23 protein-coding genes and 2 pseudogenes are annotated in these 25866 nt (G+C 37.2%); 15 read left to right on the top strand and 10 right to left on the bottom strand.

Annotation, left to right across the window (positions count from 1 at the left end; translation table 11 throughout):
- Nucleotides 1–55: 55 nt before the first annotated feature.
- The 4 genes from FJR04_RS20415 to FJR04_RS20400 form a co-directional block, all read right to left on the bottom strand.
- Nucleotides 56–1384: a polysaccharide biosynthesis/export family protein gene (locus FJR04_RS20415; RefSeq protein ID WP_168498197.1), complete on the bottom strand. Its 1329-nt coding sequence runs from the start codon at nt 1382–1384 to the stop codon at nt 56–58.
- A 165-nt stretch (nt 1385–1549) separates the two neighbouring features.
- Nucleotides 1550–2254, bottom strand: a complete 705-nt coding sequence (locus FJR04_RS20410; RefSeq protein ID WP_168498195.1) for a cyanoexosortase B system-associated protein — start codon at nt 2252–2254, stop codon at nt 1550–1552.
- Between the two features lie 205 nt (nt 2255–2459).
- Nucleotides 2460–3344, bottom strand: a complete 885-nt coding sequence (crtB, locus tag FJR04_RS20405; RefSeq protein WP_168498193.1) for a cyanoexosortase B — start codon at nt 3342–3344, stop codon at nt 2460–2462.
- Between the two features lie 70 nt (nt 3345–3414).
- Nucleotides 3415–4548: a DegT/DnrJ/EryC1/StrS aminotransferase family protein gene (locus tag FJR04_RS20400; RefSeq protein ID WP_168498191.1), complete on the bottom strand. Its 1134-nt coding sequence runs from the start codon at nt 4546–4548 to the stop codon at nt 3415–3417.
- Nucleotides 4549–5205: 657 nt separating this feature from the next.
- Here FJR04_RS20400 and FJR04_RS20395 point away from each other — a divergent pair.
- On the top strand, nt 5206–6720 hold the full coding sequence (locus FJR04_RS20395) for a GAF domain-containing sensor histidine kinase (protein ID WP_168498189.1): 1515 nt from the start codon (nt 5206–5208) through the stop codon (nt 6718–6720).
- A 40-nt stretch (nt 6721–6760) separates the two neighbouring features.
- Here FJR04_RS20395 and FJR04_RS20390 read toward each other — a convergent pair whose 3' ends face one another.
- Nucleotides 6761–7720 carry an NAD(P)-dependent alcohol dehydrogenase gene (locus FJR04_RS20390; RefSeq protein ID WP_168498187.1) on the bottom strand — a complete coding sequence of 320 codons (960 nt, stop codon included), beginning with the start codon at nt 7718–7720 and terminating at the stop codon, nt 6761–6763.
- A gap of 839 nt (nt 7721–8559) precedes the next feature.
- On the opposite strand from FJR04_RS20390, the gene nifB reads away from it, so the two are divergent.
- The 7 genes and pseudogenes from nifB (at nt 8560) to FJR04_RS20355 (ending at nt 17297) form a co-directional block, all read left to right on the top strand.
- The gene (gene nifB, locus FJR04_RS20385; RefSeq protein ID WP_168498185.1) at nt 8560–10020 is read left to right on the top strand and encodes a nitrogenase cofactor biosynthesis protein NifB; all 1461 of its coding nucleotides are present in this window, start codon (nt 8560–8562) and stop codon (nt 10018–10020) included.
- Between the two features lie 88 nt (nt 10021–10108).
- The gene (locus FJR04_RS20380; RefSeq protein ID WP_168498183.1) at nt 10109–10453 is read left to right on the top strand and encodes a DUF362 domain-containing protein; all 345 of its coding nucleotides are present in this window, start codon (nt 10109–10111) and stop codon (nt 10451–10453) included.
- A 149-nt stretch (nt 10454–10602) separates the two neighbouring features.
- Nucleotides 10603–11832: a cysteine desulfurase NifS gene (gene nifS / locus FJR04_RS20375; RefSeq protein WP_168498181.1), complete on the top strand. Its 1230-nt coding sequence runs from the start codon at nt 10603–10605 to the stop codon at nt 11830–11832.
- A gap of 136 nt (nt 11833–11968) precedes the next feature.
- Entirely contained in the window at nt 11969–12871 is a 903-nt protein-coding gene (gene nifU, locus FJR04_RS20370) for a Fe-S cluster assembly protein NifU (protein WP_168498179.1), read from the top strand.
- 219 nt (nt 12872–13090) lie between these two features.
- A pseudogene (locus FJR04_RS20365) lies at nt 13091–13522 on the top strand (AAA family ATPase); the annotation flags it as partial.
- Nucleotides 13523–13818: 296 nt separating this feature from the next.
- Nucleotides 13819–16920 carry a type ISP restriction/modification enzyme gene (locus FJR04_RS20360; RefSeq protein WP_168498175.1) on the top strand — a complete coding sequence of 1034 codons (3102 nt, stop codon included), beginning with the start codon at nt 13819–13821 and terminating at the stop codon, nt 16918–16920.
- A gap of 152 nt (nt 16921–17072) precedes the next feature.
- The gene (locus FJR04_RS20355) at nt 17073–17297 is read left to right on the top strand and encodes a DUF433 domain-containing protein (protein ID WP_168358392.1); all 225 of its coding nucleotides are present in this window, start codon (nt 17073–17075) and stop codon (nt 17295–17297) included.
- Here FJR04_RS20355 and FJR04_RS20350 read toward each other — a convergent pair.
- On the bottom strand, nt 17277–17537 hold the full coding sequence (locus tag FJR04_RS20350; protein ID WP_168498173.1) for a UPF0175 family protein: 261 nt from the start codon (nt 17535–17537) through the stop codon (nt 17277–17279). The genes FJR04_RS20355 and FJR04_RS20350 overlap by 21 nt on opposite strands.
- An 89-nt stretch (nt 17538–17626) precedes the next feature.
- Here FJR04_RS20350 and FJR04_RS20345 point away from each other — a divergent pair, with 89 nt between their 5' ends.
- The gene (locus tag FJR04_RS20345) at nt 17627–18289 is read left to right on the top strand and encodes a bifunctional 2-polyprenyl-6-hydroxyphenol methylase/3-demethylubiquinol 3-O-methyltransferase UbiG (RefSeq protein WP_168498171.1); all 663 of its coding nucleotides are present in this window, start codon (nt 17627–17629) and stop codon (nt 18287–18289) included.
- Nucleotides 18290–18343: 54 nt separating this feature from the next.
- On the opposite strand, the gene FJR04_RS20340 is transcribed toward FJR04_RS20345, so the two are convergent.
- Both FJR04_RS20340 and FJR04_RS20335 read right to left on the bottom strand, forming a co-directional pair.
- Complete coding sequence (locus tag FJR04_RS20340) at nt 18344–19036, bottom strand: Uma2 family endonuclease (protein WP_168498169.1); 693 nt, start codon at nt 19034–19036, stop codon at nt 18344–18346.
- Between the two features lie 101 nt (nt 19037–19137).
- Nucleotides 19138–20565, bottom strand: coding sequence for an integrase (locus FJR04_RS20335; protein ID WP_168498167.1), 1428 nt, complete (start codon nt 20563–20565; stop codon nt 19138–19140).
- A 110-nt stretch (nt 20566–20675) separates the two neighbouring features.
- On the opposite strand from FJR04_RS20335, the pseudogene nifH reads away from it, so the two are divergent.
- The 4 genes and pseudogenes from nifH to FJR04_RS26685 form a co-directional block, all read left to right on the top strand.
- Nucleotides 20676–21119: pseudogene (gene nifH / locus FJR04_RS20330) on the top strand (nitrogenase reductase); the annotation flags it as partial.
- Between the two features lie 158 nt (nt 21120–21277).
- Nucleotides 21278–22672, top strand: coding sequence for a nitrogenase molybdenum-iron protein alpha chain (nifD, locus tag FJR04_RS20325; protein WP_168498164.1), 1395 nt, complete (start codon nt 21278–21280; stop codon nt 22670–22672).
- Nucleotides 22673–23194: 522 nt separating this feature from the next.
- Entirely contained in the window at nt 23195–23326 is a 132-nt protein-coding gene (locus FJR04_RS26690) for a hypothetical protein (RefSeq protein WP_371418290.1), read from the top strand.
- A complete protein-coding gene (locus FJR04_RS26685) occupies nt 23298–23606 on the top strand; it encodes a hypothetical protein (protein WP_168498162.1) in 309 nt (102 codons plus the stop codon). Before FJR04_RS26690 ends, FJR04_RS26685 begins: the two co-directional genes overlap by 29 nt.
- Nucleotides 23607–23727: 121 nt before the next feature.
- On the opposite strand, the gene FJR04_RS20315 is transcribed toward FJR04_RS26685, so the two are convergent.
- The gene (locus FJR04_RS20315) at nt 23728–24105 is read right to left on the bottom strand and encodes a type II toxin-antitoxin system VapC family toxin (protein ID WP_168498160.1); all 378 of its coding nucleotides are present in this window, start codon (nt 24103–24105) and stop codon (nt 23728–23730) included.
- Entirely contained in the window at nt 24095–24319 is a 225-nt protein-coding gene (locus FJR04_RS20310) for a hypothetical protein (RefSeq protein ID WP_168498158.1), read from the bottom strand. Before FJR04_RS20310 ends, FJR04_RS20315 begins: the two co-directional genes overlap by 11 nt.
- A gap of 145 nt (nt 24320–24464) precedes the next feature.
- Between FJR04_RS20310 and FJR04_RS20305 the strand changes: the two genes are divergently transcribed.
- Together FJR04_RS20305 and FJR04_RS20300 are read left to right on the top strand one after the other, a co-directional pair.
- Nucleotides 24465–25220: a Uma2 family endonuclease gene (locus FJR04_RS20305; RefSeq protein ID WP_168498156.1), complete on the top strand. Its 756-nt coding sequence runs from the start codon at nt 24465–24467 to the stop codon at nt 25218–25220.
- A 65-nt stretch (nt 25221–25285) separates the two neighbouring features.
- A complete protein-coding gene (locus tag FJR04_RS20300) occupies nt 25286–25861 on the top strand; it encodes a Uma2 family endonuclease (protein WP_168498154.1) in 576 nt (191 codons plus the stop codon).
- Nucleotides 25862–25866: the final 5 nt, after the last annotated feature.

Below are 25866 nucleotides of genomic sequence, written 5' to 3'. Positions count from 1 at the left end.
TTAAAATGAGAAAACTTCATGGAAACTTAGTCAAAAGATTCTTTTTCTCGGTTCTTTAATTTTCTGTACCACCGAATAAACCACTGCCAAAGTTTTGGAAAAAACGGAGAAAAGACTGAACATTAAAGAAAGGTTGAGTAATAGTATTGAGTAAATTAGTAACTTTCCCGACTAAATTGCGACCAACAACAATTACATCATTGTCTTGTAGTGCCACATTTTGGGAAGCATCACCCGCAAGGGCTTTTTTAGCATCTAGTCTTTGAGTAACAGCTTTACCTTGCTCAGGATCAAAACGAACTACAGCAATATCACGAATATTAGCAGTATCGAGTCGAATACCCCCTAAAGCATCTATAAACGTACTTCCATTCGGAAGAGATTGGATCGCAATTCCTCCCGCAGCATAATTTAACACCCGCACTCTAATTTGCGGAACAGCCAAAGTTGAACGGGCAATTAAATTCCGATCATAACCTTCATCCGTACCAACTTCCCGTTGTGGCACAATAATGGCATCACCATCTTGCAGACGTAAATTAGGTGCTGATACACCATTTTGCAAAGCAGCATATAAATTAATGTTTTGTGAAATAATCGAACCATCAGTTAATTGACGACGGACTTGTACTTGCCGCAAATCTGCCTTCAGCGTAGAACCACCAGCCAATGGTAAGATATCAGTAATTCTGGGCATAGCCGTTGATGCAGAATATATTCCTGGTCGAAATACTTCACCAGTAATAGTCAATTGCACAGGACGCATTCCCGACAAAGACACCTCGACAATTTGATTAGGTGCAACTTTCTCTAAAGCCAAGCGAATTTTTGCCTGTGCTTCTTCCAAACTCAAACCTTGTACGGAGATTTTTCCTACTTGTGGCACAATAATATTACCATCTATGCCAATGGGGGCAGAAAAACTAGAGTCTGGCCGTTGTCCTACCAGTGATAAAACTGTAATGGGATTAATAATATAACGATCTAATTGAGTGCGAAGTTTTGCTTCTGCTTCTAGCAAAGTTAACCCTTGCAAAGGAACTACTCCTAATAATGGAACAATAATATTACCTTCTGGATTAATAGATGCTTGAAAGCTTAAATCTGGAAAACGCTGCACATTCAAACTAATGGAATCACCAATACCTAAACGGTATATTCCAGGAGGACGCTGTACGGAAACAAGAATTGTATCTCCTGTGGATAAAAGATAATTACTAAATTGTGGTGAAATTTCGTTACTTGTGGTAGCTGTAGATGTCATCTCAGCATTCTCAGGTGGTGAAGGTAACGATTGCGAAGGTGGTAAATTCTGCGCTATGACAGGATGAAATGATGTTGTTATTTGAACACTGATTAAAAATAGGAGACTAAATTTACGCATATTAGATTGAGTATTGTTACAAGATATTTTTGTATCGGTTCAATAAGTAGGGTTAGCCATAAGGACACAGGAGGTAGGGGCGCAGGGTCTGCGCCCATTCAGGAGACAACGAGGAAGAATAAGGTTTTTCCTGATGTACTTAGGAAAGATATTAAAAAGTGAAATTTATAAAACCTCTGTGATTAAAGCTTGTTGGACAATCTGACCTAATGACTGAACCTCAGTCCAAGATGTTTCCACCTCTCCTAAAGGCTCAATTGGTAGCAAAATAGTAACAGCCACCCAATAAATACGGCGATGCTGCCATTGTGCCACTTGATCGGCAAAAAACCAATTTAACGGTGATGGATTACCTGCGTTCGGCATTGCATACCATTGTAAAACAGCGAAGGTTTGCTGTGGGGTGACAGCACGAAAAAAATTAGCCGTTACTTTAAATGTAGTATTTGTATCTTCATTTGAAGTTATATTAACAGTAAATTCACCAGAACGATCTTGAGCTATATCCCATCTTCCCCAGTTATTTATTTCTGTCCATTCTACTTCTGGTTGATCTTTTGGTCCGTTTTGCGGTAGTAAAAGTAAGATCGCTTCGGTAGAAGTTCCTTGCTTCTTGATGCGCTGCCAAGACCATTTATGTGTACCAAGTTGTTGTTGAGATTGTTCAATAGTTGGCCACCCTGGAATACTTAATCCCACTTTGCGGATATTTTGCAACTTCTGGAGGTTAGTAATTGGTGGTGGCTGTTTCCATTGCCATTTTCCTGTTATGTATCCAGGAAATGCTCCCAGGGCTAACAGTAATAATAGTAAGACTACTACAATCACTTGATACCATTGTTGTTTGAGTAATTTAGATAGAGAAATCATATAGTAATGCAAGTTGCTAGTCAGGTGATTGGTGATTGGTGATTGGTGATTGGGAATTGGGAATTGGGAATTGGGAATTGGGAAACTTATTTCTGCTCCCCTACTCCCCTGCTCCCCTGCTCCCCTGCTCCCCTACTCCCCTGCTCCCCTACTCCCCTGCTCCCCTGCTCCCCTGCTCCCCTGCTCCCCTGCTCCCCTGCTCCCCTTATTCACTTGTTTCCAGTTCTTCTCCCATAAAATAGGTATTCATCCAATTGAGTATAGGTATTAACAATAACAGCATACAAGCTGAATATAGGTCGCCGCCCCAACTATCATGAAGCCAGACAAAAGCGCCTTCATTACCTGTACCGTGGAAAAATGTCAGGAAAGTGTTGCGAATAATATTAGCAATTACACTAATAAGCATAGCAACAGATAAAAATATGGCACTGATGCGGCGAGAAGATAAAGTTTCGGTCCAATAAAGTAACATTAAGCTGACGTAGAAGGTTGTTAATAACATTTTCAAGCCGGCACAATAGGGCGCAACTTCGACAATTCTGCCACCAACATATATATTTATACCATTTACAGTTACATCCATACCCATTTGATTGAGAATAAATGCGGCTGTTCCGGCAATAAAACTTTGTAGAGGAAATGTGTAGGGAGTGATGATATATGGTATGGCTGTAGGAGTAGCAAGAAATACTAAGATTAGGGAAAACCCTTGTAATTTTAAACCGGGGCGGCCTTTTAGCCATAAGCATATTCCCGTCAGTATAACTGGTAGGGAAAGATTAACCCATTCCGTTACACCACTTAAATAAAAAACCATCCCTACTATTAATAGAAACAACCCCAAAGGATTGCTATGATCTGGAAGCCGTTGCCATTTTTTTCGATTTAACCAACTTAGATAAAATGCAAATGGTAACCCGATAATACCATGACTAAAATATTCATGTTCGATACTAATGCTTTTGTGTAACCAACCATCTACCCAATGTAGTAAGATGGGCGCATAAAGTAAGATTAAAATGCCTATAATTCCGAAGGTGAGAAGTTGTTCTTGGTTGGTTTTTTTTAACTGTTGTGGAAATGTCATATTGATAATTGATAATTGACAAAAAATGTGATCCTGTCCCCCTTTCTCCAGCCTCTTTCTAGTCCCTATTCTATAGATCAAATAGGATGGCTATAGTAGAGACAACTTCTGTGATTTGATTGCTATTCAAACCAGGGTACATGGGTAAGGATAATATTTGTGTAGATAGCTGTTCTGAATGGGGAAAGTCTCCATTTTGATAACCTAAATATGTAAATGCTGGTTGGAGATGACAGGGAATTGGGTAATGAATTCCTGTTTGAATGCCGGCTGTTGTTAATTGTGTTTGTATTTGTGCGCGGGTTACAGGACAAGATTGATCTATATTGATGACATAAAGATGATAAACATGACCTGTACTACTTTGATTTTCTATGGGCAGAATACCAAGAGAGGCTAAAGGGGCTAGTTTTTGATTATACTCTTGGGCGATAGTCAAGCGATCGCTATTCCATTTCTCTAAATAGGGTAATTTTTGTTGTAATATCGCTGCTTGTAAGGTGTCCAAACGGCTATTAGTTCCCGGTTCTAGATGCACGTACTTTTGAGATGAACCATAATTTCGTAAGCGACGCATTTTTGTGGCTATATCTGCATCTGCTGTCACCAATATTCCCCCATCTCCCAAAGCGCCTAAATTCTTGCTGGGATAAAAACTAAAGGCTGCTGCTTTCCCTACTGAGCCGGCTTTGTATCCTTCTCTTTCTGCTAAGTGTGCTTGGGCTGCATCTTCAAAAATGATGACTTGATGGGTATTGGCAAAATCTAATAGCTGACTTGGTGATACCATTTGTCCATATAGGTGGACGGGAATAATGGCTTTGGTTTGGGGTGTTACGGCTTTTGCAGCGGCTTCTAAATCAATTAAGGCCGTTTTGGGGTCACAATCTACTAAAATCGGCTTTGCTCCGGTTTTTAGTACGCCTATCAATGTAGCAACAAAGGTATTGGCAGGTAAAATGACTTCATCACCTATGCCAATATTACAGGCTTCTAACCCCAGAGCGATCGCATCTGTTCCTGATGCTACCCCAACCCCATATTTTGTCCCGGAAGCCGTTGCGAAGGCTGTCTCAAAATCTGATACTGCTTGTCCTAAAATAAAATCACCCTTTGTCAATACATTCTCTATTGCTTGGTGCAGTTGAGATTGAATTGGCTGGTGTTGAAATTTCAAATCAACAAAAGGAATTTTTACAGTCATTTGCTTAGTGATTGAGTAGCCTAAAAAACTATAACAGTATTCGAGTTTCCCAAATTGTGGGACACTAGTACCGCAAGGCGGAAGTCAAAAGTCAAAAGTCAAAAATCAAAATGAATACAGCATGAGCTTTTCAGAGATTTGGAATAGTTGGTTTATTTACGCCAATCTGTACTAGGGGAATTTAAGGCAGAATTTAGCTTTAAACCTCATCCATCTTGAAAACTTGAGTTTTCGCCATAGAAAAAACTATGGATTTCAACTTGGAAGGGGTTTAGATATTTTTGATCAGCAATTCTGTTCTCATTATTCAATAAGTAGAATAACTGAGATACCTCCTAGTTATTGATACTGATAATTATATCAAATCCTAGTTCGTTATTTATAATTTGTGATTACAGCAGTTTTCATGTATTCGTACCACACGCTAATTTTTCTATTCCTTTCTTCCTTTGCGTCTTTGCGCCTTTGCGTGAGATATAAAATGTGGTGAATTTACCCGAAAATCACTGTAATTATCCTTCAGGTTGTCAGGACAAAAATTTTTTCTCCCAAAGTATTGATTCTAGGCACAATTAGGGAATGCTTAAAAAAAGGACAGGATAACCTCTCATGGTTATTTGCCTCATCAAGCCAGCAGTTATCAAGGTAATAATGACAATGGTAGATTCAGAAAATAAATTATTTGCGCCCCAACATAATTGGAATTCCGTCACCCCAAAAGAACAACAACGTCTTCAAGCACTGACAAGTCTGGGGCTGCGACAATCAGAAATGATTCCGGTGTTTGAAGAAGCTACCCAAACCGCTGCTCACTTTTTAGGTGTAGAAATTTCTATTTTAGGATTTATTGACCAAAAACTTCATTGGTTCAAATCAGCGGTGGGCTTATCCCGGCTAGGATTAATGAATGACTTAGCTCGCAACCGCCAACTTTTGCGCCAGGAATCATTTTGTACTCAAGTCGTAGAAACATCACAAGTTTTAGTCATTAATGATACAAATCTTGACACAAATTCATTCATTCAAGAAAGTAAATTAGTTCGTGATTATGGTATTCGTACTTACTTGGGAGCGCCTCTAATTGATGCAGCAGGTAATTGTTTGGGTACATTAGCAGTCATGGATAGACAGCCTCGTAATTTTACAACTCGTGATATTGAATTCTTACAAATAATTGCGCGTTGGAGTATGAGTGAGTTTGAGCGCAACCGCTTATTAAAAGATAACTCAGAACCAAGAACCGTTAAACCTAATTCAAATTTTTCACTTTTAGAAGCACAAACAATTGACTTAAAAGTTGCTGCGACTCATGTAGAAGCAGACTTAGACTTAACTAAACAAATTCAATTAGAACTTCTCAGCCAGCTAACTCAAGAATTACGGACACCATTAACATCTATATTAGGAATGGCTGGTGTATTAGGAAGAGAAATTTATGGACCACTGACAACTAAACAAAAAGAATATTTAGAAATCATCCAACATAGTGGCAAATATTTACTTTCTCTAGTCAATGAAATTACCGAATTAGACGCAACAAATCAAAATTCCCATGTCATAAATTTAGTTCCTGTAGATATTGAAATGCTGTGTAAACAAGTTATCAATACTTTAGAAGAACTAGCTACTCGTCGGGATCAAAATATTCGCCTATCTATAGAACCAGGGCGTAATCGCTTCTTATCTTTAGATAAAGATAAAGTACGACAAATTTTATATAATTTGATTTTTAGTGTCATTCAAATTTCTGCTATGGGTAGCATAGTCAGAATTCACGTTACATATAAAGAAGATACTTTATGTGTGACAGTTTGGGTATCTCATCCTTGGTTAGGAGATGGTATTACTGACTGTGATGCTTACTTTTACCTCAATTCCTCGCAAATGGTAGCTGTGGTAGATGAGTATAGCAATGATGATATGCAGTCAGAAAATCCCCAAAAAGTTCCTGATTCTTACTCAGATATGTTAGGTGATTGTTTAGTTGAAAAAACTGAAAAATTAGCGGCTAATATGTCACGTGAAAAACTAGGACTATTGTTGAGTTGTCATTTAGCAGAATTGCATAATGGACAAATTTCTATTCAAGGTTCACCAGAATCAGGATATCGTTATGTATTATCTTTGCCATTAAAATTTGCAACTGCGTCAACAGTCGTGAGTGAGATATAGCTGGAGAAAGAGAATCAGAAATAGGTTAAATGCAGTACAATTAAATGCGGGTAAATACTGTATTTACAGCGATCGCAATTTTACCCATAGCTCGTTCACTTTCACTATACTGATGAGCAGCAATTAATTCTTGTAATGGATATGTGCGATCAACTACAGTCCGCATTTTACCTGTTTCAATTAACTTTTGCAAATACAGCAAATCCTGGCTATTAGGTCTTTCTAAGACAAATTTTACCTTTTGTCCCGGAAAAACCGCCGTTAAAATAATCTGCAAAATTACATCTGGGGTAGGTAAAGTAGAAATAAAAACCCCATTGGGCTTTAAAACCTTTCTGCATTCAGAAAATTCTCTTTTAGCAACTACATCAAAAATGATATCGTACTGCACATTACCTTCTGTAAAATCCTGTATAGTATAGTCAATAACTAAATCTGCATTCAGAGACTTCACCAAATCCAAATTTTTAGCACTGCAAACACCAGTCACCTCAGCCCCCAAAGCCTTAGCAATTTGCACAGCAAAAACGCCCACACCGCCCGAAGCCCCATTAATCAATACCGATTGACCTGATTTGAGATTACCCAAGTCTCGCAGGGCTTGAAGAGCCGTTAGCGCCGCTAAAGGAACAGTTGCGGCTTCTTCATAAGTCAGATTTGTGGGTTTGGGAGCAGCTAAATTTTCGGGAACAACTGCAAATTCGGCATAAGCACCACCAGGAAAGTTAGTGCTGCCATAAATAGCATCACCTACCTGAAAGCGCGTTACTTGCGAACCAACTTCCACCACCTCCCCAGCCACATCAAAACCCAAAATCAGCGGAAATTTGTTTCCTGTTAATATACTCAACATCCCTTTGCGGGTTTTCCAATCAATGGGATTAACACTACTAGCATGAACTTTGACAAGTAATTGCTCAGGCTTAATTTTTGGTTGTTCCACCTCTTCATATTGCAAAACTTCAGGAGAGCCATAACGATGGATAACAACAGCTTTCATCACATTTTCCCTAATTCGATTTGTTCGTCATAGTTATAGTGTAATGATAATTGAAAGTTCATGGTTAACAAAATTATCAATAATCATCAAGAAATAATGATAAAACAATTAAATCTTTTGAAAATGATCTGCATTAAGATAGATGTTTTTTCAATGCTACATTCCTGATATAGTCAGGATCTAGCTATGTTTTGTATCATGAAAAATAGAAAAATTAAGAAAAGATAAATTGCATTTTTATGCGAAAAATAAATGATAGGTTGTATACAGAATTGAATTTCGCACGTATCTGGAGTAATCAGGTTGATTCTACTCCAGTTTTTTACCCTTAAATCCCTGACAAACCAGAGTTTTCAGGAGAATTTGCGGGAAACTTGAGTACAGTTGAATATTAGAAAAACCCGATGAAAATATAGCTCAAATCCTGACAGGTATTGAGTTTTAGATGAGTACAAAGAAATCCTGAACCCCTCACTATAAATACTAGTACCCCTCACTATAAATACTCGTACCCCTACCCAAAAAAAGTTTTTTTAATTTTTTTATGGTTGCAATACAAGGATTTTAGAATTTGAGTACAAAACTAATAAATCCAATAAGTTCTATCCCAGATAAACCCAGCAACGGCTAAAGAACGGACTGCTATAAATCATTTATCGCCAATCACTTAACGCTCCTTAACAAAGTTAGCAGCCAAAAGTGAGTGGAGGGATGAGATAGCACCATGTCCAAGTAAATTGAAGTTACGGCTGTATACAGCTTATTCAATTTCCAGACATTGGCAGTAGTAACAGCATCTCCCACAGTGGCCCTCTAGTCCACCGAACTTGCGAAATTCAATGACACTACCTGCTATAGACATTCTCACCTCCGAAAATCAGGATATCATTATCAGCCCGGCTACATCTGCTGCTTGTGGTTGCGACAGCAGCACAACTCCAGAAATGGATGAAAAACTCATAGAACGCATTTCTAAACACCCTTGTTATAGTGAAGAGGCTCATCATCACTATGCACGGATGCACGTTGCTGTTGCTCCAGCTTGCAATATTCAATGTAACTATTGTAACCGCAAGTATGACTGCGCTAACGAAAGTCGTCCTGGAGTAGTGAGTGAACTGCTCACACCGGAAGAAGCTGCACATAAAGTGTTAGTAATTGCCGGAAAAATTCCCCAAATGACTGTATTAGGAGTTGCTGGTCCTGGTGATCCTTTGGCTAATCCAGAAAAAACTTTTCGGACTTTTGAATTAATTGCAGACAAAGCACCAGATATTAAATTGTGCTTATCAACTAACGGTTTGATGCTCACCGAATATATCGATCGCATCAAACAATTAAATATAGATCACGTTACTATCACCCTTAATACCATTGACCCCGAAATAGGCGCACAAATCTATTCTTGGGTTCACTATAAACGCAAACGTTATAGAGGGGTTGAAGGAGCAAAAATTCTTCTAGAAAAGCAGTTAGAAGGATTGCAAGCTCTCAAAGAAGCTGATATCTTATGCAAAGTTAATTCCGTGATGATTCCTGGAGTTAATGATCAACATTTGGTAGAAGTTAACAAGGCTATTCGTGAAAGAGGAGCATTCTTACACAACATCATGCCGCTGATTTCTGCACCAGAACATGGTACTCATTTTGGTTTAACTGGTCAACGTGGACCAACAGGAAAAGAACTGAAAGAAGTCCAAGACAATTGCTCTGGTAACATGAAAATGATGCGCCACTGTCGCCAGTGTCGAGCCGATGCGGTAGGATTATTAGGAGAAGATCGTAGCCAAGAATTTACTAAAGATAAATTCATGGAAATGGCTCCAGAATATAACTTTGAAACCCGTCAAGAAGTTCACGAAGGTATTGAGAAATTTAGAGAAGAAATTAAGGCAGCCAAAGACAAAGCTAAAGCCAATTCTGTAGAGAATAATGATGGTAAATCTCTACAAAACAAACCTAAAATCCTAGTTGCAGTAGCGACAAAAGGCGGTGGATTAGTTAACCAACACTTCGGACACGCCAAAGAATTTCAAATTTATGAAGTTGATGGTAATGAAGTGCGCTTTATCAGTCATCGGAAGATTGATCAATACTGTCAAGGTGGTTACAGCGAAGAAGCTACCGCAGACAATATAATGAAAGCGATCGCAGATTGTAAAGCAGTCTTAGTATCGAAAATAGGCAATTGTCCCAAAGAAAAATTAGAAGCAGCAGGAATCCAAACTGTTGAAGCCTACGACGTAATTGAAAAGGTTGCTTTAGAATTTTACGAGGAATATGTTAAGGCTAATGGGTAAAAGGTAATTGGTAATGGGTAATATTTTCCAATCACCAATCACCAATTACCTGTTACCAATTCACCAATTCACACCAAGGTAAATAATCATGGCTTACAAAATTACTAGCCAGTGTATTTCCTGCAAGTTGTGTTTATCTGTTTGTCCTACCGGTGCAATTAAAGAAGGTGACGGTAATTACTGGATTGACTCTAAACTTTGCACAAACTGCGCTGGTAGTATTCACACTGTACCTCAATGTAAAGCCAGTTGTCCTACTGCTAATGGTTGCGTTAAACAACCTAGTGATTATTGGGAAAGTTGGTTTGCTAATTACAACCGTGTCTTAGCAAAGTTAACAAAAAAACAAGACTACTGGGAAAATTGGTATAACTCTTATTCTCAGAAGTTCTCCGAACAGTTGCAAAAGCATCAAGGACAAGTAGTTATATAGGTGACAGGGGACAGGTGACAGGTGACAGTTAATAGGAAATAGGAAAGATAAATATTCTCCCCTGCCCCTCTGCCCCTCTGCTCCCCTGCTCCCCTGCCCCTCTCCCCCTGACTCCTTCTTTACCACTTTATACTTTTATAGAGAAAACCATGCAAAATAATTGCATCTATCTTGATAATAATGCCACCACTAAAATAGATCCTCAAGTTGTAGAGGCAATGATGCCTTATTTGACGGACTACTATGCCAATCCTTCTAGTATGCACAGTTTTGGTGGACAACTTGGTAAAGCTGTAAAAACAGCCAGAGAACAAGTTGCTGCTTTACTTGGAGCAGAAGAATCAGAAATTATTTTTACCAGTTGCGGAACTGAAGGTGATAATGCTGCTATTCATGCTGCATTATTAGCTCAACCCGAAAAACGTCACATCATCACTTCCCAAGTAGAACATCCAGCAGTTTTAAATGTCTGCAAACAATTAGAATCTAAAGGTTATCAAGTTACCTATTTGTCAGTAAATGCTAAGGGACAAATGGATTTGAACGAGTTAGAAGCTTCTCTAACTGGTAACACTGCATTGGTGACAATGATGTATGCCAATAATGAAACCGGCACTATTTTTCCAATTGAAGAAATTGGTGCTATGGTTAAAGAATATGGAGCAATCTTCCACGTTGATGCAGTGCAAGCGGTAGGCAAAATACCCTTGAATATGAAGACCAGCACCATAGATATGTTAACTATATCTGGTCACAAAATTCATGCTCCTAAAGGTATTGGTGCTTTGTATGTTAGACGTGGAGTTCGATTCCGTCCTTTATTAGTTGGTGGACACCAAGAACGGGGACGCAGAGCAGGTACAGAGAACGTTCCCGGAATTATTGCTTTGGGCAAAGCTGCGGAATTGGAAAAGCTACATATAGAACAGGCAACTACTAAAGAAAGAAAGTTGCGTGATTATTTGGAACAAACTCTTCTGGCTAAAATTTCCGATTGTGAAGTAAATGGTGATATCAAAAATAGATTGCCAAATACTACAAATATCGGTTTCAAATATATTGAAGGTGAAGCAATTTTGCTCTCTTTAAATAAGTACGGTATTTGTGCTTCTTCTGGTTCTGCTTGTACTTCTGGTTCTCTTGAACCTTCTCATGTTTTACGAGCTATGGGTTTACCCTACACGACTTTACATGGTTCAATTCGCTTCAGTCTTTCTCGCTACACAACAGAAGCGGAAATTGATCAAGTAATAGCTGTAATGCCGGAAATTGTTGACCGTCTCCGGGCTTTATCTCCCTTCAAAAATGATAATGCCGATTGGTTACAACAACAGTCAGTAGTCGTAGGGGCGAAGCATTCGGAAAATAGCCTTAGATAAAAATTGATAATTAGTCGCCCGAATGCTTCGCCCGTACAGTGGTCAGTAGTAAATAAAAATTGACTGCTGACCAATCGAAAATTACGAATTGCCAATCTAACATCCAAAATCTAAAATCCAAAATCCAAAATCAATTATGTGGGACTACACTGATAAAGTATTAGAGTTATTTTACGATCCTAAAAACCAGGGTGCAATTGAAGAAACTGGCGAAGCTGGTGTGAAACTGGCAACTGGTGAAGTCGGAAGTATTGCTTGTGGTGATGCTTTAAGATTACATTTAAAAGTGGAAGTTGCATCTGATAAGATTCTTGATGCTCGTTTTCAAACTTTTGGTTGTACAAGTGCGATCGCTTCTTCCAGTGCTTTAACTGAAATGGTTAAAGGTTTGACTTTAGATGAAGCTTTGCAAGTTACAAATAAGGAAATCGCTGATTATTTAGGTGGTTTACCTGAAGCAAAAATGCACTGTTCAGTCATGGGTCAAGAAGCTTTAGAAGCTGCTATATTTAATTATAGAGGTATTCCTTTAGCTGTCCATAATGACGATGATGAAGGTGTCCTAATTTGTAGCTGTTTTGGGATCACAGATACTAAAATTAGAAAGGCTGTTGCTCAAAATAATCTCTTCAGTGCAGAGCAGGTAACAAATTATGTAAAAGCTGGTGGCGGATGCGGTTCTTGTTTAACGAAGATTGATGATATAATAAGAGAAGTAAAGCAGGAAGCCGCCAAACAAAATCTCAACAGCTACGGCGCGAAACCTACTACAGAAATTCCTAGTTCAGGGCAACAAAGACCATTAACTACAGTTCAAAAAATTGCCCTGATTCAAAAAGTATTAGATGAAGAAGTCCGACCCGTTTTAATCGCCGACGGGGGAGATGTAGAACTTTATGATGTAGAAGGCGATAAAGTTAAAGTAATTCTCCAAGGTGCTTGCGGTTCATGTTCTAGCAGCACTGCAACTTTAAAGATTGCGATTGAAGCGAGATTACGCGATCGCATCAGCAAAGAAATCATCGTCGAAGCAGTTTAGAAAACAATTGACAATTGATAATTGACAATTGACAACTGACAAACAATTCTCACAACCTCATAAATACAATGCACTCAACACTGATTCTATGTTTGGTAGAGCGATCGCCTCCGGCGGGACATAAACCCCTCCATAGCGACGTTCTACAAACGCTCACTGCCGTAGAACTTGGCCGTGAGAACCAAAAGACAAACCAACCAATTCTAGGAAACACGAACAATGACTGAAGAAAAAATTAGACAGATAGCTTTCTACGGCAAGGGCGGTATCGGTAAATCTACCACTTCTCAAAATACCCTTGCAGCTATGGCTGAAATGGGTCAACGCATCATGATCGTAGGTTGCGACCCTAAAGCTGACTCTACCCGTTTGATGCTTCACTCCAAGGCTCAAACCACCGTATTGCACTTGGCTGCTGAAAGAGGTGCTGTTGAAGATTTAGAACTTCATGAAGTAATGCTCAAAGGTTTCCGCGACGTTAAATGCGTGGAATCTGGTGGTCCAGAACCCGGTGTTGGTTGTGCTGGTCGTGGTATTATCACCGCTATTAACTTCCTAGAAGAAAACGGTGCTTACACAGACTTAGATTTCGTATCTTACGACGTATTAGGTGACGTTGTATGTGGTGGTTTTGCTATGCCTATCCGTGAAGATTAAGCTATTTTGTCTAGGGTTTTTGTTAATACTATTGGTTGGAAACTTTTATTTTTTATGCCCTATTTTTGCCCTGGTAATTTTTGGGAAAATGGGGTTTTTGTTTTGTTTTTATTCTTTTATTTACCCTATTTTATCCCTACTGTCAAGAGATATACATGATTTTTGATAAGTCTGTTACCTCACGCAGAGACGCAGAGAGAAAAATATTAAATTTTTATACTTTTGCAAGCCAAGTAATAATATCAAAATTATTCTGTATAATATGCTAATATTACGTCACTTTTAATTATATGTCTAGTCTTAATCTCAAACCAACTCACAAACCTATTAAGCAATATTACGAAGAGTTAGAAAATTTTAAAAAATTGGGTGTGGTTCATGAAACTGCGGTAAAAGCTGCTTTTCAAAAGTTGCTTGAGTCTTGCTGTCAACAGTTTAAATGGACTCTTGTCCAAGAGTATGCTATTAAAAGACCGAAAAAACAACCGCTTCGTGTTGATGGGGCTTTAGTTGATGATTTTAACTTGCCTCGTGCTTATTGGGAAGCTAAGGATAGTAAGGACAATTTAAAGAAAGAAGTACAGAAAAAGTTAGCTGTTAATTATCCTAAAGATAACATTATTTTCCAACAACCGGAAAGGGCGATTCTTTACCAAGACGGTAAACTGGTAATGGATGAAGATATTACTAAACCACAAAATTTAGTGGATGTTGTGCGGCAGTTTTTTGAATATCGTCCTCCAGCTATTGAACAATGGGAAAAAGCGGCTGATGAGTTTGGATTTCGGGTTAAGGAACACGCTACAGCTTTATTACAATTAATTCGAGAACAGGGTAAGAAAAATAAAAAGTTTATTGATGCTTTTGCCGATTTTTTACAACTTTGTCGTCAGTCAATTAATCCCAATCTTTCAGAAGCAGCAGTTGAGGAAATGTTAATTCAACATTTATTGACTGAGCGCATTTTTAGAAGTGTGTTTAATAATCCTGATTTTGCTCAACGGAATATTATTGCGGTAGAAATTGAAAAAGTAATTAATGCTTTAACCTCTAAATCTTTTAGTCGTATTCATTTTTTAAGTAGTTTAGATCGGTTTTATGGTGCAATTGAAGAAACCGCCGCAACCATTGATGATTTTTCTCAAAAACAGCATTTTTTGAATACTATTTATGAGCGGTTTTTTCAAGGTTTTTCTGTAAAGGTTGCGGATACTCATGGAATTGTTTATACTCCTCAACCCATTGTTAATTTTATGGTGAAAAGTATTGAGGATATTTTACAAAGAGAGTTTGGTAAGTCGTTAGTTGATAAAGGTGTACATATTCTTGATCCGTTTGTGGGAACAGGTAATTTTATTATTCGGGTAATGCGAGAAATTGCAGAAATTCAAAAATCAGCTTTACCTTATAAATATGAACATGAATTACATTGTAATGAGGTGATGTTGTTGCCTTATTATATTGCTTCGATGAATATTGAACATGAGTATTTTGAGCAAGCAGGAGAATATAAATCTTTTGAAGGTATTTGTTATGTAGATACTTTTGAGTTAGCTGAGAGTCAGCAATTATCCCTTTTTGTTCCTGAAAATACAGCCAGACTTGAAAAACAGAAACAAACTAAAATTTTTATAATTTTAGGAAATCCACCATATAATGCCAATCAAGTTAACGAAAATGATAATAATAAGAACCGTAAATATAAGATTTTAGACAAGAGAATTTCAGAAACATACTCTAAAGATTCAAAAGCCTCTAGCACTAATAAGCTAAATGATCCTTATGTAAAAGCTATAAGATTGGCATCTGATCGTATAGAAGATGAGGGTATTATAGCATTTGTAACTAACAATGGGTTTCTAGATCAAATTTCCTTTGATGGTGTAAGAAAACATTTATCAAAAGATTTTTCAAGAATCTACATTCTAAATTTGCATGGAGATATTAGGAAGGATTCTATGAGAGATGGAATCCCTTTAGGTGAAGAACATACTGTCTTTGGATTAGCTGCAATGGTAGGTATTTCAATTAATATATTTATTAAGAAAAAGAATACTGAATCTGAACCTATTAAAATTTTTTACTCTGAGGTTGATTTTAGGGCTACCAGAAAAGAAAAATTTTCAATAATTGAAAATGCTATTTCAATAGTTGGTATTTCTTGGGAGGAAATTAAGCCCGATAGTAAATACACATGGCTAACCAAAGAGCTTAAAGCTGATTATGATAATTTTTTACCGATGGGTAATAAAGAGACAAAATCTCAATCTTTAAATCCTTCCGCAATTTTTTCAATTTACAGCTTAGGCATCAATAGCAATAGAGATAATTGGGTTTACAATTATCAAATTGATGATTTAAGCAAAAATATAGATATTTTTATTGAAACTTATAACCAACAAGTTTTTAAATGGAGTAGAAGAGGACAATCAGACAAAGATATAGACTCATTTGTTTTGTATGATGATCAAAAAATTAAATGGAGTAGTAGATTAAAGGAATTATTAAAGGCTGGTGTATCTACCGAATTTGATTCATCAAAAATTAGAACATCTTTGTATAGACCTTTTAGTCGTCAATATCTTTATTTTGATGCTGTTTTGAACCATAGAAGAGGTCAGCTTCCTAAAATATTTCCAATACCTTTAGTGGAAGCAGAAAATTATGTTATATGTGTTGTAAATGAAGCTCAAATTCCATTTTCTGCACAAATAATTAACTGTATTCCCTGTCTCCATTATGGTGGTAGACAAACTCAATCTTTTCCCTTTTACACCTACGACGAAGACGGAACAAACCGCCAAGAAAACATTACAGATTGGGCATTAGAAAAATATCGCAACCATTACCAAGATAACACAATTAACAAATGGGATATTTTCTACTATATATACTCCGTTCTTCATCATCCCCACTACCGGGAACGCTACGCAGCAAACCTAAAACGAGAACTTCCCCGCATTCCCTTTGCACCAGAATTTCATCCTTTTGCAGAAGCCGGAAAACGACTAGCAGAAATTCATGTTAACTATGAAAAACAGCCAGAATATCGCCTTAAACATTTAGAAAATAAAGACTTACCCATTGATTGGCGTGTGGAAAAAATGCGCCTTTCTAAAGATAAAACCCAAATCAAATATAACGACTTTCTCACCTTAACAGGTATACCCTCAGAAGTATTTGAATATCGCTTAGGCAACCGTTCCGCATTAGATTGGATAATAGACCAATATCAAGTTAGCACAGATAAACGTAGCGGAATTACAAATGATCCAAATCGTCTTGATGATGAAGAATATATTGTGAGGTTAATTAAACAGATAATTACTGTGAGTTTAGAAACGCTGGAAATTGTTAATAATTTACCAGATTTGGGTTTACTGCAAGACTGATATCAAGATTATCGCATTTCCGATGTTGTGGTTTGAGAGCGATACTTGCGGTGAGGTTTGCGATAGCGAAGCGCTCCGTAGGAATCGCATTTCCGGTGTTGTGGAGAGAGCTATTGCTATAATTATGTAGGATGGATAAATTATAATATTTTATGGACTACCACAAAATTATCACCATTGAACCTGGTAAACGTAGCGGCAAACCTTGTATTCGAGGAATGCGAATAACCGTATATGATATTTTAGAATATCTTGCAGGTGGTATGACAGAAGCCGAAATTCTCGAAGATTTTTCTGAACTTACTTCAGAAGATATTAAAGCTTGTCTTGCTTTCGCTGCTGACCGTGAGAAAAAGTTATTTGTGGCATCCCTGTGAAACTTTAGCTAATTCTTCAGGAGTTACTTGAAAAGGTGAAACATGATAACGATTGAGAGCTTCTAAAAATTCGTGACGGCTAACTCCTGCGATTTCCGAACCCTTAGATTGGGAAACCATACCAACTTCATACCATTTGACAGCAGCAGCTAAACGCATTTCCCTAACAAACGTTTCTGGGTTACTACGAAGTGCAGAAAAAACATCATTGGGAAGTTCAATGTTAATGTTTATGTCCATAGCATTAATTATGTTGATTGATTTTTATTAGCTTAACATTAATTGAGTAATTGCTGATAAACTGGAATATAGGGATTTATGATAAATATATGACAGAAAATCGAGCTTACGTTCAAAATCTAGCCCAGCAATATATTGAAGCGGGTAAACCAAAAGAATGGTTTGAACAACTTTACTCTCAAGCTAATAATGATAGTAAAGCTATTCCTTGGGCAGATATGAAACCCAATCATAACCTAGTACAATGGTTAGATGATCATCATATTCAAGGTCAGGGAAAAACAGCATTAACAATTGGTTGTGGTTTGGGAGATGACGCAGAAGAATTATCTCAACGTGGTTTTAAAGTCACAGGTTTTGATATCTCATCCTCAGCTATAGAATGGTGTAAAAATAGATTTCGTAATTCTACTGTTGAGTATAGAGTTGCTGATTTGTTAAATCCTCCTATCCAATGGAATCAAACTTTTGATTTTGTCTTAGAATCATATACACTGCAAGCATTACCACATACATTAAGTTCACAAGCCATTTCTTTAATAGCAGATTTTCTTGCTCCTGATGGTATATTACTTGTAATTTGTCGTGGTAGAAATATAGAAGATCAACTGGAAAAAGTACCTTATCCATTGACTAAAGATCAAGTAATGAAATTTGTAGATGCAGGTTTATCATTAGTAGATTTTGAAGATTATTTAGATCAAGAAAGAGGATCTGTAGTTAGAAGATTTAGAGCAACATTTAAGAAATAGGTAGGTTGGGTTAAGCAACAGCGCAACCCAACAGATATTTTCAGTTATGGTGGGTTAAATAGTATCTGGATCAATATTTAACTCCCTTAATTTTGCTGCTAAACGTTGAGATTTTTCCGCTTCCATTTCCGCACTTTCTTCGGGTGTCGGAACTAAAGTTCCCTCTGGTGTAAAATATCTTAATAAACCCTGAAAAATCCCTAAATATAATCCTAATTCTTCACTCCATAAATGTCCTTTTTCATTAAGTTCTACAGGTTGATATTTACCATGTATTAAATAAAAACCTGCAAACTCTAATGTATAAGGATCAAACAAAAAATATTCAGGTGTGCGGAAAATATCTTGATAAAGTTCTTTTTTAGTTCCTCTATCAGTTTTAGCTGTAGTTGGTGAAAGAATTTCTATAATCAGGTTAGGATATTTGCCATTTTCTTCCCACACAACCCAACTTTTTCTAGTTTTTCGTTCTGTTCCTAAAACTACGAAAAAATCTGGACCTCTAAAATATTCTGATTTCTTTTGATTAGGACTATAATAAATACTCAGGTTTCCGACAGCATAAAAATCAGTTCTCTCTTTCCATAACCATTTGAGAGATTTTATTAAGAGCATTATTTGTTCGAGATGCAGTTCTGTTTCCACTGGAGGTTCATCACTATATAGGTCACTGAGTGGAAAAATTATCTCTTCAGATATATCTTCCAATATGTTGGGTTGTGCTTCTAGTGCTTGAGTAATCATCATGATATGATACCAAGTAATTTTATTGATTATAGCATTAATTATTATTTTGGGTTTTGATGTTGGGTTGCGCTGTTGCTTAACCCAACCTACAGATTATAATTTTAATTAATCATTTTCATCAACTCTTGATTTCCTATCTGTAACCTCAATCTTTCATTCTCAATTCTCAACCTCTCATTTTCTTGTTCCAATCTGATCACTATATCTTGCAAATCTTCAACTTTTGATTTTTTCTTAATCGCTTCCTCAATTGCAACCTTACGATTTTCCAAACTAAACCACTTTTGATAAATGGATGTGTGCATATTCACAGAATGACCCAAATTATCAGCAGCAGCTTTAATTGGAATTCCCATTAAATGCGCTCTAATTGCCCAACCATGCCGTAAATCATAAGGTTGAAAAGGAATTCCCACAAATCTAAACCATCTATCTGTACCATGTCGCGCAGAGTTGATTTCTCTACTCGTAACTTTATCTTTGATTTTCGCTTTTAATAAATTAATTGCTTCTGTATCCATTTTTAAATTAAAAGTTTCCACCCAACGGGGATATAATGGTAAAGCTTCCCTTTGTCCTGTTTTACATTCTTCATTAACTCGCCATGTATTCATGGTATTATCTGATGATAACCACCAATTTAAATCAGGATTAACAAAAATTTCAATTGGTCTTAATCCATAAGTCGCTAACATCCCATATACCCATCTCCACAATTTCCAATTATTTCTATCTTCTCTAGTTATCAACTTACTAGAACGATTAATAGCATAATTTTCAAACTTGAGATATTCCTGTTCTATCTCTGCGTCAGTGGGTATATCCCGTTTGCGTTGAGAAATAGCCTTGATTTTTAAATTACTTAATTCTGGAACTTCTACACCAGAACATTTACACAACACCCGAATTACCTTAATTAATTCATTTTTCACACTATCCGATGACGTGCAGAATTTTACAGCATCAATAAAATTAGCATTTATAGCTAATTTATCTTTTGGTAAATGTGTTTTAGCAATATAGAAATAACTATTAAAAGTATTGTTACTTTTGAGAGTACGTTTTCTGGTTTGAAAATAGTTTTGCTCAAAGTCAGAAACCAACTCTCCGATTGTGAGAAACTTAGCTTTAAATCTAGTTTTGCCTAAATATTTATCAGTCCATGAAAACTGTTTTCTAGCAATCAATTTTCCTAATTCATTAGCTTCCTCTTCCGCCGTATTTAAACCATCAAAACTAAATGGTATCCCCAAAGAAATATCATATTGTTTAGTGCCGATACCGTTTTTATCAACATCACCTGGTTTAATAGGTAGAGTAGTTCTCAACTGTAATGAATTTCCAGACTTTCTCACAGAAACACTCACCCTAGCGGCTCTTAGTCTAGCATTAATTGCTTTTAATTCTGTTGTTAATTTTGCCGTTAAGTGATTTTCTTGATTTTCTACTGCTTGCATTCTACCTAAATATCCCCCGTCCGTGATAGCTGTTTGGTGAAAATCGGCAAATGCTTCCTGTGTTCTGTCCATACCCTAGATTTACCCTAATAAAAAAACTGTTTACCCTAGACAATGATTGCGACAAACATTGTAGAAAATAAACATTTTCCGGCTATAAAAATCATGTTATTACTCTTTCCCGTGAAGGTAAAGCACAAGAAATCTACATCGTTACCTCTGGTGAAATGATGGCGATGTACGCTGCAAACAACATCGCTCGTGGTGTACTTAAATATGCTCACTCCGGTGGAGTTCGTTTAGGTGGTTTGATCTGTAACAGCCGTAACACAGACCGAGAAATCGAATTAATCGAAACCTTGGCTGCACGTTTGAACACCCAAATGATTCACTATGTTCCTCGCGATAACATAGTTCAACACGCTGAGTTACGTCGGATGACAGTTAACGAGTATGCACCTGATAGCAAACAAGCTAACGAATACCGCGAACTAGCGAAGAAAATCGTTAACAACAAAAACCTCACCATTCCTACACCTATCGAAATGGAAGAGTTGGAAGAATTGTTGATTGAATTCGGTATTCTCGAAAGCGAAGAAAACGCTGCAAAAATGCTGGCTAAATAGGCATAATTCGCTACGAAGAAAGAATTTTCTAGCACCAGGAAAAAGGCAGAGAGCAGCACATCAAAAGCTCTCACCTTTAACCAAAATTCCCTTCATTCGCAAAGGGGACATCAAGTCCCCATCCCTAACCCGTTCCTTAGGAGCAAGAGAGACAGAACATGACTCCTCCAGATGACAAGAAGATTGTTGAACAAAGAAAAGAACTAGTTAAAGAAGTTCTGAAAGCTTACCCCGAAAAAGCTGCTAAAAAGCGCGAGAAGCATTTAAATGTATATGAAGAAGGTAAGGCTGATTGTGGTGTTAAATCTAACATCAAATCCTTACCTGGTGTAATGACCGCTCGTGGTTGTGCTTACGCAGGTTCTAAGGGTGTGGTTTGGGGTCCTATCAAGGACATGATCCACATCAGCCACGGTCCTGTAGGTTGCGGTTACTGGTCTTGGTCTGGTCGTCGTAACTACTACTTAGGTACAACAGGTATTGATACCTTTGGTACTATGCACTTCACCTCCGACTTCCAAGAACGCGACATCGTTTTTGGTGGAGACAAGAAACTCACCAAGTTAATTGAAGAATTAGATGTATTATTCCCCTTGAATCGTGGGGTTTCTATTCAATCTGAATGTCCTATCGGTCTAATTGGGGATGACATCGAAGCAGTAGCTAGAAACACCTCCAAAAAAATTGGTAAGCCAGTTATTCCCGTCCGTTGCGAAGGTTTCCGTGGTGTGTCTCAGTCTTTAGGACACCACATCGCTAACGACATGATTCGTGACTGGGTATTCCCCAGAGCAGATCAAGCTAAGAAAGACGGAACATTGAAGTTTGAAGGAACTCCTTATGATGTAGCCATCATTGGTGACTACAACATCGGTGGTGACGCTTGGGCCAGCCGGATCTTATTAGAAGAAATCGGTTTGCGCGTTGTTGCTCAATGGTCTGGTGATGGTACAATCAACGAAATGTTGATGACCCCCAACGTGAAGATGAACCTCATCCACTGTTACCGCTCGATGAACTACATCAGCCGTCACATGGAAGAAGCTTATGGTATACCCTGGTTAGAATATAATTTCTTCGGTCCTACCAAGATTGCTGCATCTTTACGTGAAATTGCTTCCAAGTTTGACGCGAAGATCCAAGCAAATGCTGAAAAAGTAATTGCTAAGTACCAACCTACCATGGATGCGATCGTTTCTAAATATCGCCCCCGTTTGGAAGGTAAGACTGTAGCAATGATGGTTGGTGGTCTACGTCCTCGTCACGTTGTTCCCGCTTTCCAAGATTTAGGAATGAAGATGATTGGTACTGGTTATGAGTTCGCTCATAATGACGACTACAAACGTACTACCAACTACATCGAAAACGGAACTATCGTTTATGACGACGTTACCGCTTACGAATTTGAAGAATTCATCAAAGCATTGAAGCCAGACTTAGTTGCTTCTGGTGTGAAAGAGAAGTATGTCTTCCAAAAGATGGGTCTTCCTTTCCGTCAAATGCACTCTTGGGATTACTCCGAACTTGATTATGTTGGTGGAAAGGTGCGTTAATTTGAGGTTTTTTGGTTGGGGAATTAAGAGAATTTGATTTTTAGACTAAATGTAATTTATTATGTTTGATAATAACATTGTTTGTGGATAACTGCAAGTAGTAAAAGTCTGATTTTGTCTGAGTTTGAGATGGTTATTAAGTTTTGATGTTTGGTGATTTGGTTAAATTTGATAACTTTTTGTAGGTTGGTTTTATAGACTAAATAGTATGGTGTACGTTAAATTTTTAGTAACCGTTCAGAGGGTGTAAAGAAAACGAAAAACAACCCCCAAAATCAAGCAATAAAATTAAGCAGCTTTCAACAAGTCAGAATCATCAGAACAAGTAGCATTTTCTGGAAGCAAAGAAGGTACAGTTGTAGAGCCACGAGCCGCAACAACAGCTTGAGTCATAAACTCCAAAACATTGCGCTTTTGGGACTTGAGAGTGGGAGCATTTCAAGTTTGTTAGAACAGATGAACTAGCAGACAGGGGTGAAAATCAGCGAAAATAAAGGAAGAAATCAAGGGAGCATCTCAATCATGGAACCAGCTAATCAGAAAAAACTCCAGGAGCATCTCAAAGCCATAGCCGGAATTCTATATCAAGAAGCAAAAACTGAAGAATTAGAGAGTTTAGCAGGAATTGAAAGAACAATTCTTAGCAGACTTTAGAATATATTACGCCAGAATTAGGGGTTTTTTTCTCAAAGAAGCAACAGGAACTTCATCGGGAAGAGTAAGAATAATAAAAAGCATTCTTGGAGAATTGCCAGTCAGTGAAAAACAAGCACGAAAGTTAAAACTAGAAAACAATCAAAAAATAAGTCCTTATTTAGAGCAATGTTGCTTGAGAGCAAGTGCAGGGGAAACGCATCTTATCAATAAGGGCAATTCAATCTCATATAATGACCAAAATATTCGCATTAACGACCACTTATTGACAATATTTTAGTCCATCACTATGACCCTGAAAAATCAATCAAACGATAAATTAGGATTTCTTGGTTTATACATTAAAACGGTATTTTGTCAATAAAATTTAGATGCGTTTCCCCTGTTATAGGAGGCGATCGCTACCAATTAATCACAGGCAAAGTGTTTATTTTTGCAAATTCTTGATCAGCAGTCACTAAACTTGCTGAATTTTGGATTGTTATTGCGGCAATCACCGCATCAGGTAATTTTAACCGATATTGCTGACGAATTTCGATAATCTTCTCAACTAATAAGGCATCGCTCGCTGTCAAACCAACAATTTCCACTTGCTCAATAAATTGTTGAAACAGTTGAATATCGCTTTCCGTTAGCCCAGAAAACACTAAAAATTCAATCTGGCTAATAATCGAAATTCCAATCCAATTAGCATTTTGAAGTAACTGAATAAGTTGGGTATTTCCTTGCAAAAGCGCGATGATTGCATTCGTATCTAGTACATAGCGATTACCATTCATCTCGTAATGTCCTTTGCATCAATACTGCATCTCCTTGCCAATTTAACCGTCCTACCAAATGAGAAAAATCATACTTCAGATTTTGATCTTTAGATGCAACAACTGGATTAATTACCAGCACAATATTTACTTGTCCCGGATTAAGTTGTGTGGGAATGTCAAGGTGCAAATGACCTGACGAATCCACTGTTGTTGTTAGTTGAAGAACTTCCATTTTTATTTCAACAATTAAGTACCAATTTTATTTTAGCGCGATCGCGTCACAATAATCATAAATGATTAATAATACATAAAATCCTGGATATCCTGATTCTGACAATTAATGCTACAATAAACAAATAATTACTTGGTATCATATCATGATGATTACTCAAGCACTGGAATTACAAACTAACACCTTAGAAGATATATCAGAGGATATCATTTTTCCCCCCAGTGACCTATATAGTGATGAACCTCCCGTGGAAACAGAACTGCATTTACGTCAAATTATTCTCCTTTTCAAATGTTTAGAATGGTTATGGAAAGAGAGAACTGATTTTTATGCTGTCGGAAACCTGAGTATTTACTATAGTCCTCATCAAAAGAAATCAGAAGATGTTAGAGGTCCAGATTTTTTCGTAGTTTTAGGAACAGAACGAAAAACTAGAAAAAGTTGGGTAGTGTGGGAAGAAAATGGCAAATATCCTCATGTCATTGTCGAAATTCTTTCACCAACTACAGCTAAAACTGATAGAGAAACTAAAAAACTACTTTATCAAGATACTTTCCGTACACCTGATTATTTTTGGTTTGATCCTTATACATTAGAATTTGCAGGATTTAATTTAATCAGTGGCAAATATCAACCCTTAAAACCTAACGAAAAAGGATATTTATGGAGTGAAGAATTGGGTTTATATTTAGGAATTCATGAGGGTTTGTTAAGATATTTTACATCATCAGGAGTTTTAGTTCCTACACCGGAACAAAGCGCAGAGATGGAAGCAACAAGAGCAGAAATTGAAGCTAAAAGAGCAGCAATGGAAGCAGAAAGAGCGAAAATATCAAATGAAAAATCTCAAAGGTTAGCCGCAAAATTAAGAGAGTTGAATATTGATCCAGATACAATTTAATGAAATATAAAATCAAATTGTGTTTGGTTTAATTACGCCAACTTTGTATATTAGGAGAAAATTTTATGCAAGTAATGACAATCAAAGATGTAGAACAAGTCCAAACTGCTTTTAGTGAAGCCGGCTTAGATTATGATGTTGAGTTAACAAACGGGAGAATTTCTATTGTGGGTCCATCAGATATTGTATCTAGTGAAGTTGGTATTCTTTTTAGCCGACTATTAGCTAATTGGGTTTATCCCCGTCGTTTAGGAAGAGTATTTGATTCTGCTGGTGGTTTTATTTTACCTGATAGCAATCTCACCGCACCAGATGTTTCTTTTGTTCGGGCTGCACGTCTGCGTCAAAGTCCCCGTTATTTTGGTGAACTTGTACCAGATTTAGTAGTAGAAATTAAATCTCAAAGTGATAGAATTAAACCTTTAGTTACTAAAATTCTCAACTTTATAAACTTAGGTGCTGTGATTGGAATTTTAATTGATCCTGATGAGGAGACTGTAACAGTTTATCGTCATCAAGGTGAACCAACTGTTTTAATCAATGGCGATATTTTAACTTTACCTGAACTTTTTCCAGGTTGGGAATTAGCTGTTTCTGAATTATGGCCTCCTATTTTTACTGAAGAAGAAACTCAAGGTTAGTTGGT

Source organism: Anabaena sp. UHCC 0204 (assembly GCF_009711975.1).
GTDB lineage: Bacteria > Cyanobacteriota > Cyanobacteriia > Cyanobacteriales > Nostocaceae > Dolichospermum.
Note: the sequence above shows the minus strand (reverse complement) of the source record. Positions and strands in the feature narration are given on the sequence as shown.

Coding starts and splice junctions, on each gene's coding strand:
- FJR04_RS20315 (WP_168498160.1), bottom strand. CDS start 24,105: ATGAATGGTAATCGCTATGTACTAGATACGAATGCAATCATCGCGCTT.
- FJR04_RS20355 (WP_168358392.1), top strand. CDS start 17,073: ATGGACTACCACAAAATTATCACCATTGAACCTGGTAAACGTAGCGGC.
- FJR04_RS26690 (WP_371418290.1), top strand. CDS start 23,195: ATGGAACCAGCTAATCAGAAAAAACTCCAGGAGCATCTCAAAGCCATA.
- crtB (WP_168498193.1), bottom strand. CDS start 3,344: ATGACATTTCCACAACAGTTAAAAAAAACCAACCAAGAACAACTTCTC.
- FJR04_RS20345 (WP_168498171.1), top strand. CDS start 17,627: ATGACAGAAAATCGAGCTTACGTTCAAAATCTAGCCCAGCAATATATT.
- nifB (WP_168498185.1), top strand. CDS start 8,560: ATGACACTACCTGCTATAGACATTCTCACCTCCGAAAATCAGGATATC.
- FJR04_RS20350 (WP_168498173.1), bottom strand. CDS start 17,537: ATGGACATAAACATTAACATTGAACTTCCCAATGATGTTTTTTCTGCA.
- FJR04_RS20415 (WP_168498197.1), bottom strand. CDS start 1,384: ATGCGTAAATTTAGTCTCCTATTTTTAATCAGTGTTCAAATAACAACA.
- FJR04_RS20410 (WP_168498195.1), bottom strand. CDS start 2,254: ATGATTTCTCTATCTAAATTACTCAAACAACAATGGTATCAAGTGATT.
- FJR04_RS20360 (WP_168498175.1), top strand. CDS start 13,819: ATGTCTAGTCTTAATCTCAAACCAACTCACAAACCTATTAAGCAATAT.
- nifU (WP_168498179.1), top strand. CDS start 11,969: ATGTGGGACTACACTGATAAAGTATTAGAGTTATTTTACGATCCTAAA.
- FJR04_RS20400 (WP_168498191.1), bottom strand. CDS start 4,548: ATGACTGTAAAAATTCCTTTTGTTGATTTGAAATTTCAACACCAGCCA.
- nifD (WP_168498164.1), top strand. CDS start 21,278: ATGACTCCTCCAGATGACAAGAAGATTGTTGAACAAAGAAAAGAACTA.
- FJR04_RS20390 (WP_168498187.1), bottom strand. CDS start 7,720: ATGAAAGCTGTTGTTATCCATCGTTATGGCTCTCCTGAAGTTTTGCAA.
- FJR04_RS20380 (WP_168498183.1), top strand. CDS start 10,109: ATGGCTTACAAAATTACTAGCCAGTGTATTTCCTGCAAGTTGTGTTTA.
- FJR04_RS20340 (WP_168498169.1), bottom strand. CDS start 19,036: ATGATGATTACTCAAGCACTAGAAGCACAACCCAACATATTGGAAGAT.
- FJR04_RS20335 (WP_168498167.1), bottom strand. CDS start 20,565: ATGGACAGAACACAGGAAGCATTTGCCGATTTTCACCAAACAGCTATC.
- nifS (WP_168498181.1), top strand. CDS start 10,603: ATGCAAAATAATTGCATCTATCTTGATAATAATGCCACCACTAAAATA.
- FJR04_RS20395 (WP_168498189.1), top strand. CDS start 5,206: ATGGTAGATTCAGAAAATAAATTATTTGCGCCCCAACATAATTGGAAT.
- FJR04_RS20305 (WP_168498156.1), top strand. CDS start 24,465: ATGATGATTACTCAAGCACTGGAATTACAAACTAACACCTTAGAAGAT.
- FJR04_RS20310 (WP_168498158.1), bottom strand. CDS start 24,319: ATGGAAGTTCTTCAACTAACAACAACAGTGGATTCGTCAGGTCATTTG.
- FJR04_RS20300 (WP_168498154.1), top strand. CDS start 25,286: ATGCAAGTAATGACAATCAAAGATGTAGAACAAGTCCAAACTGCTTTT.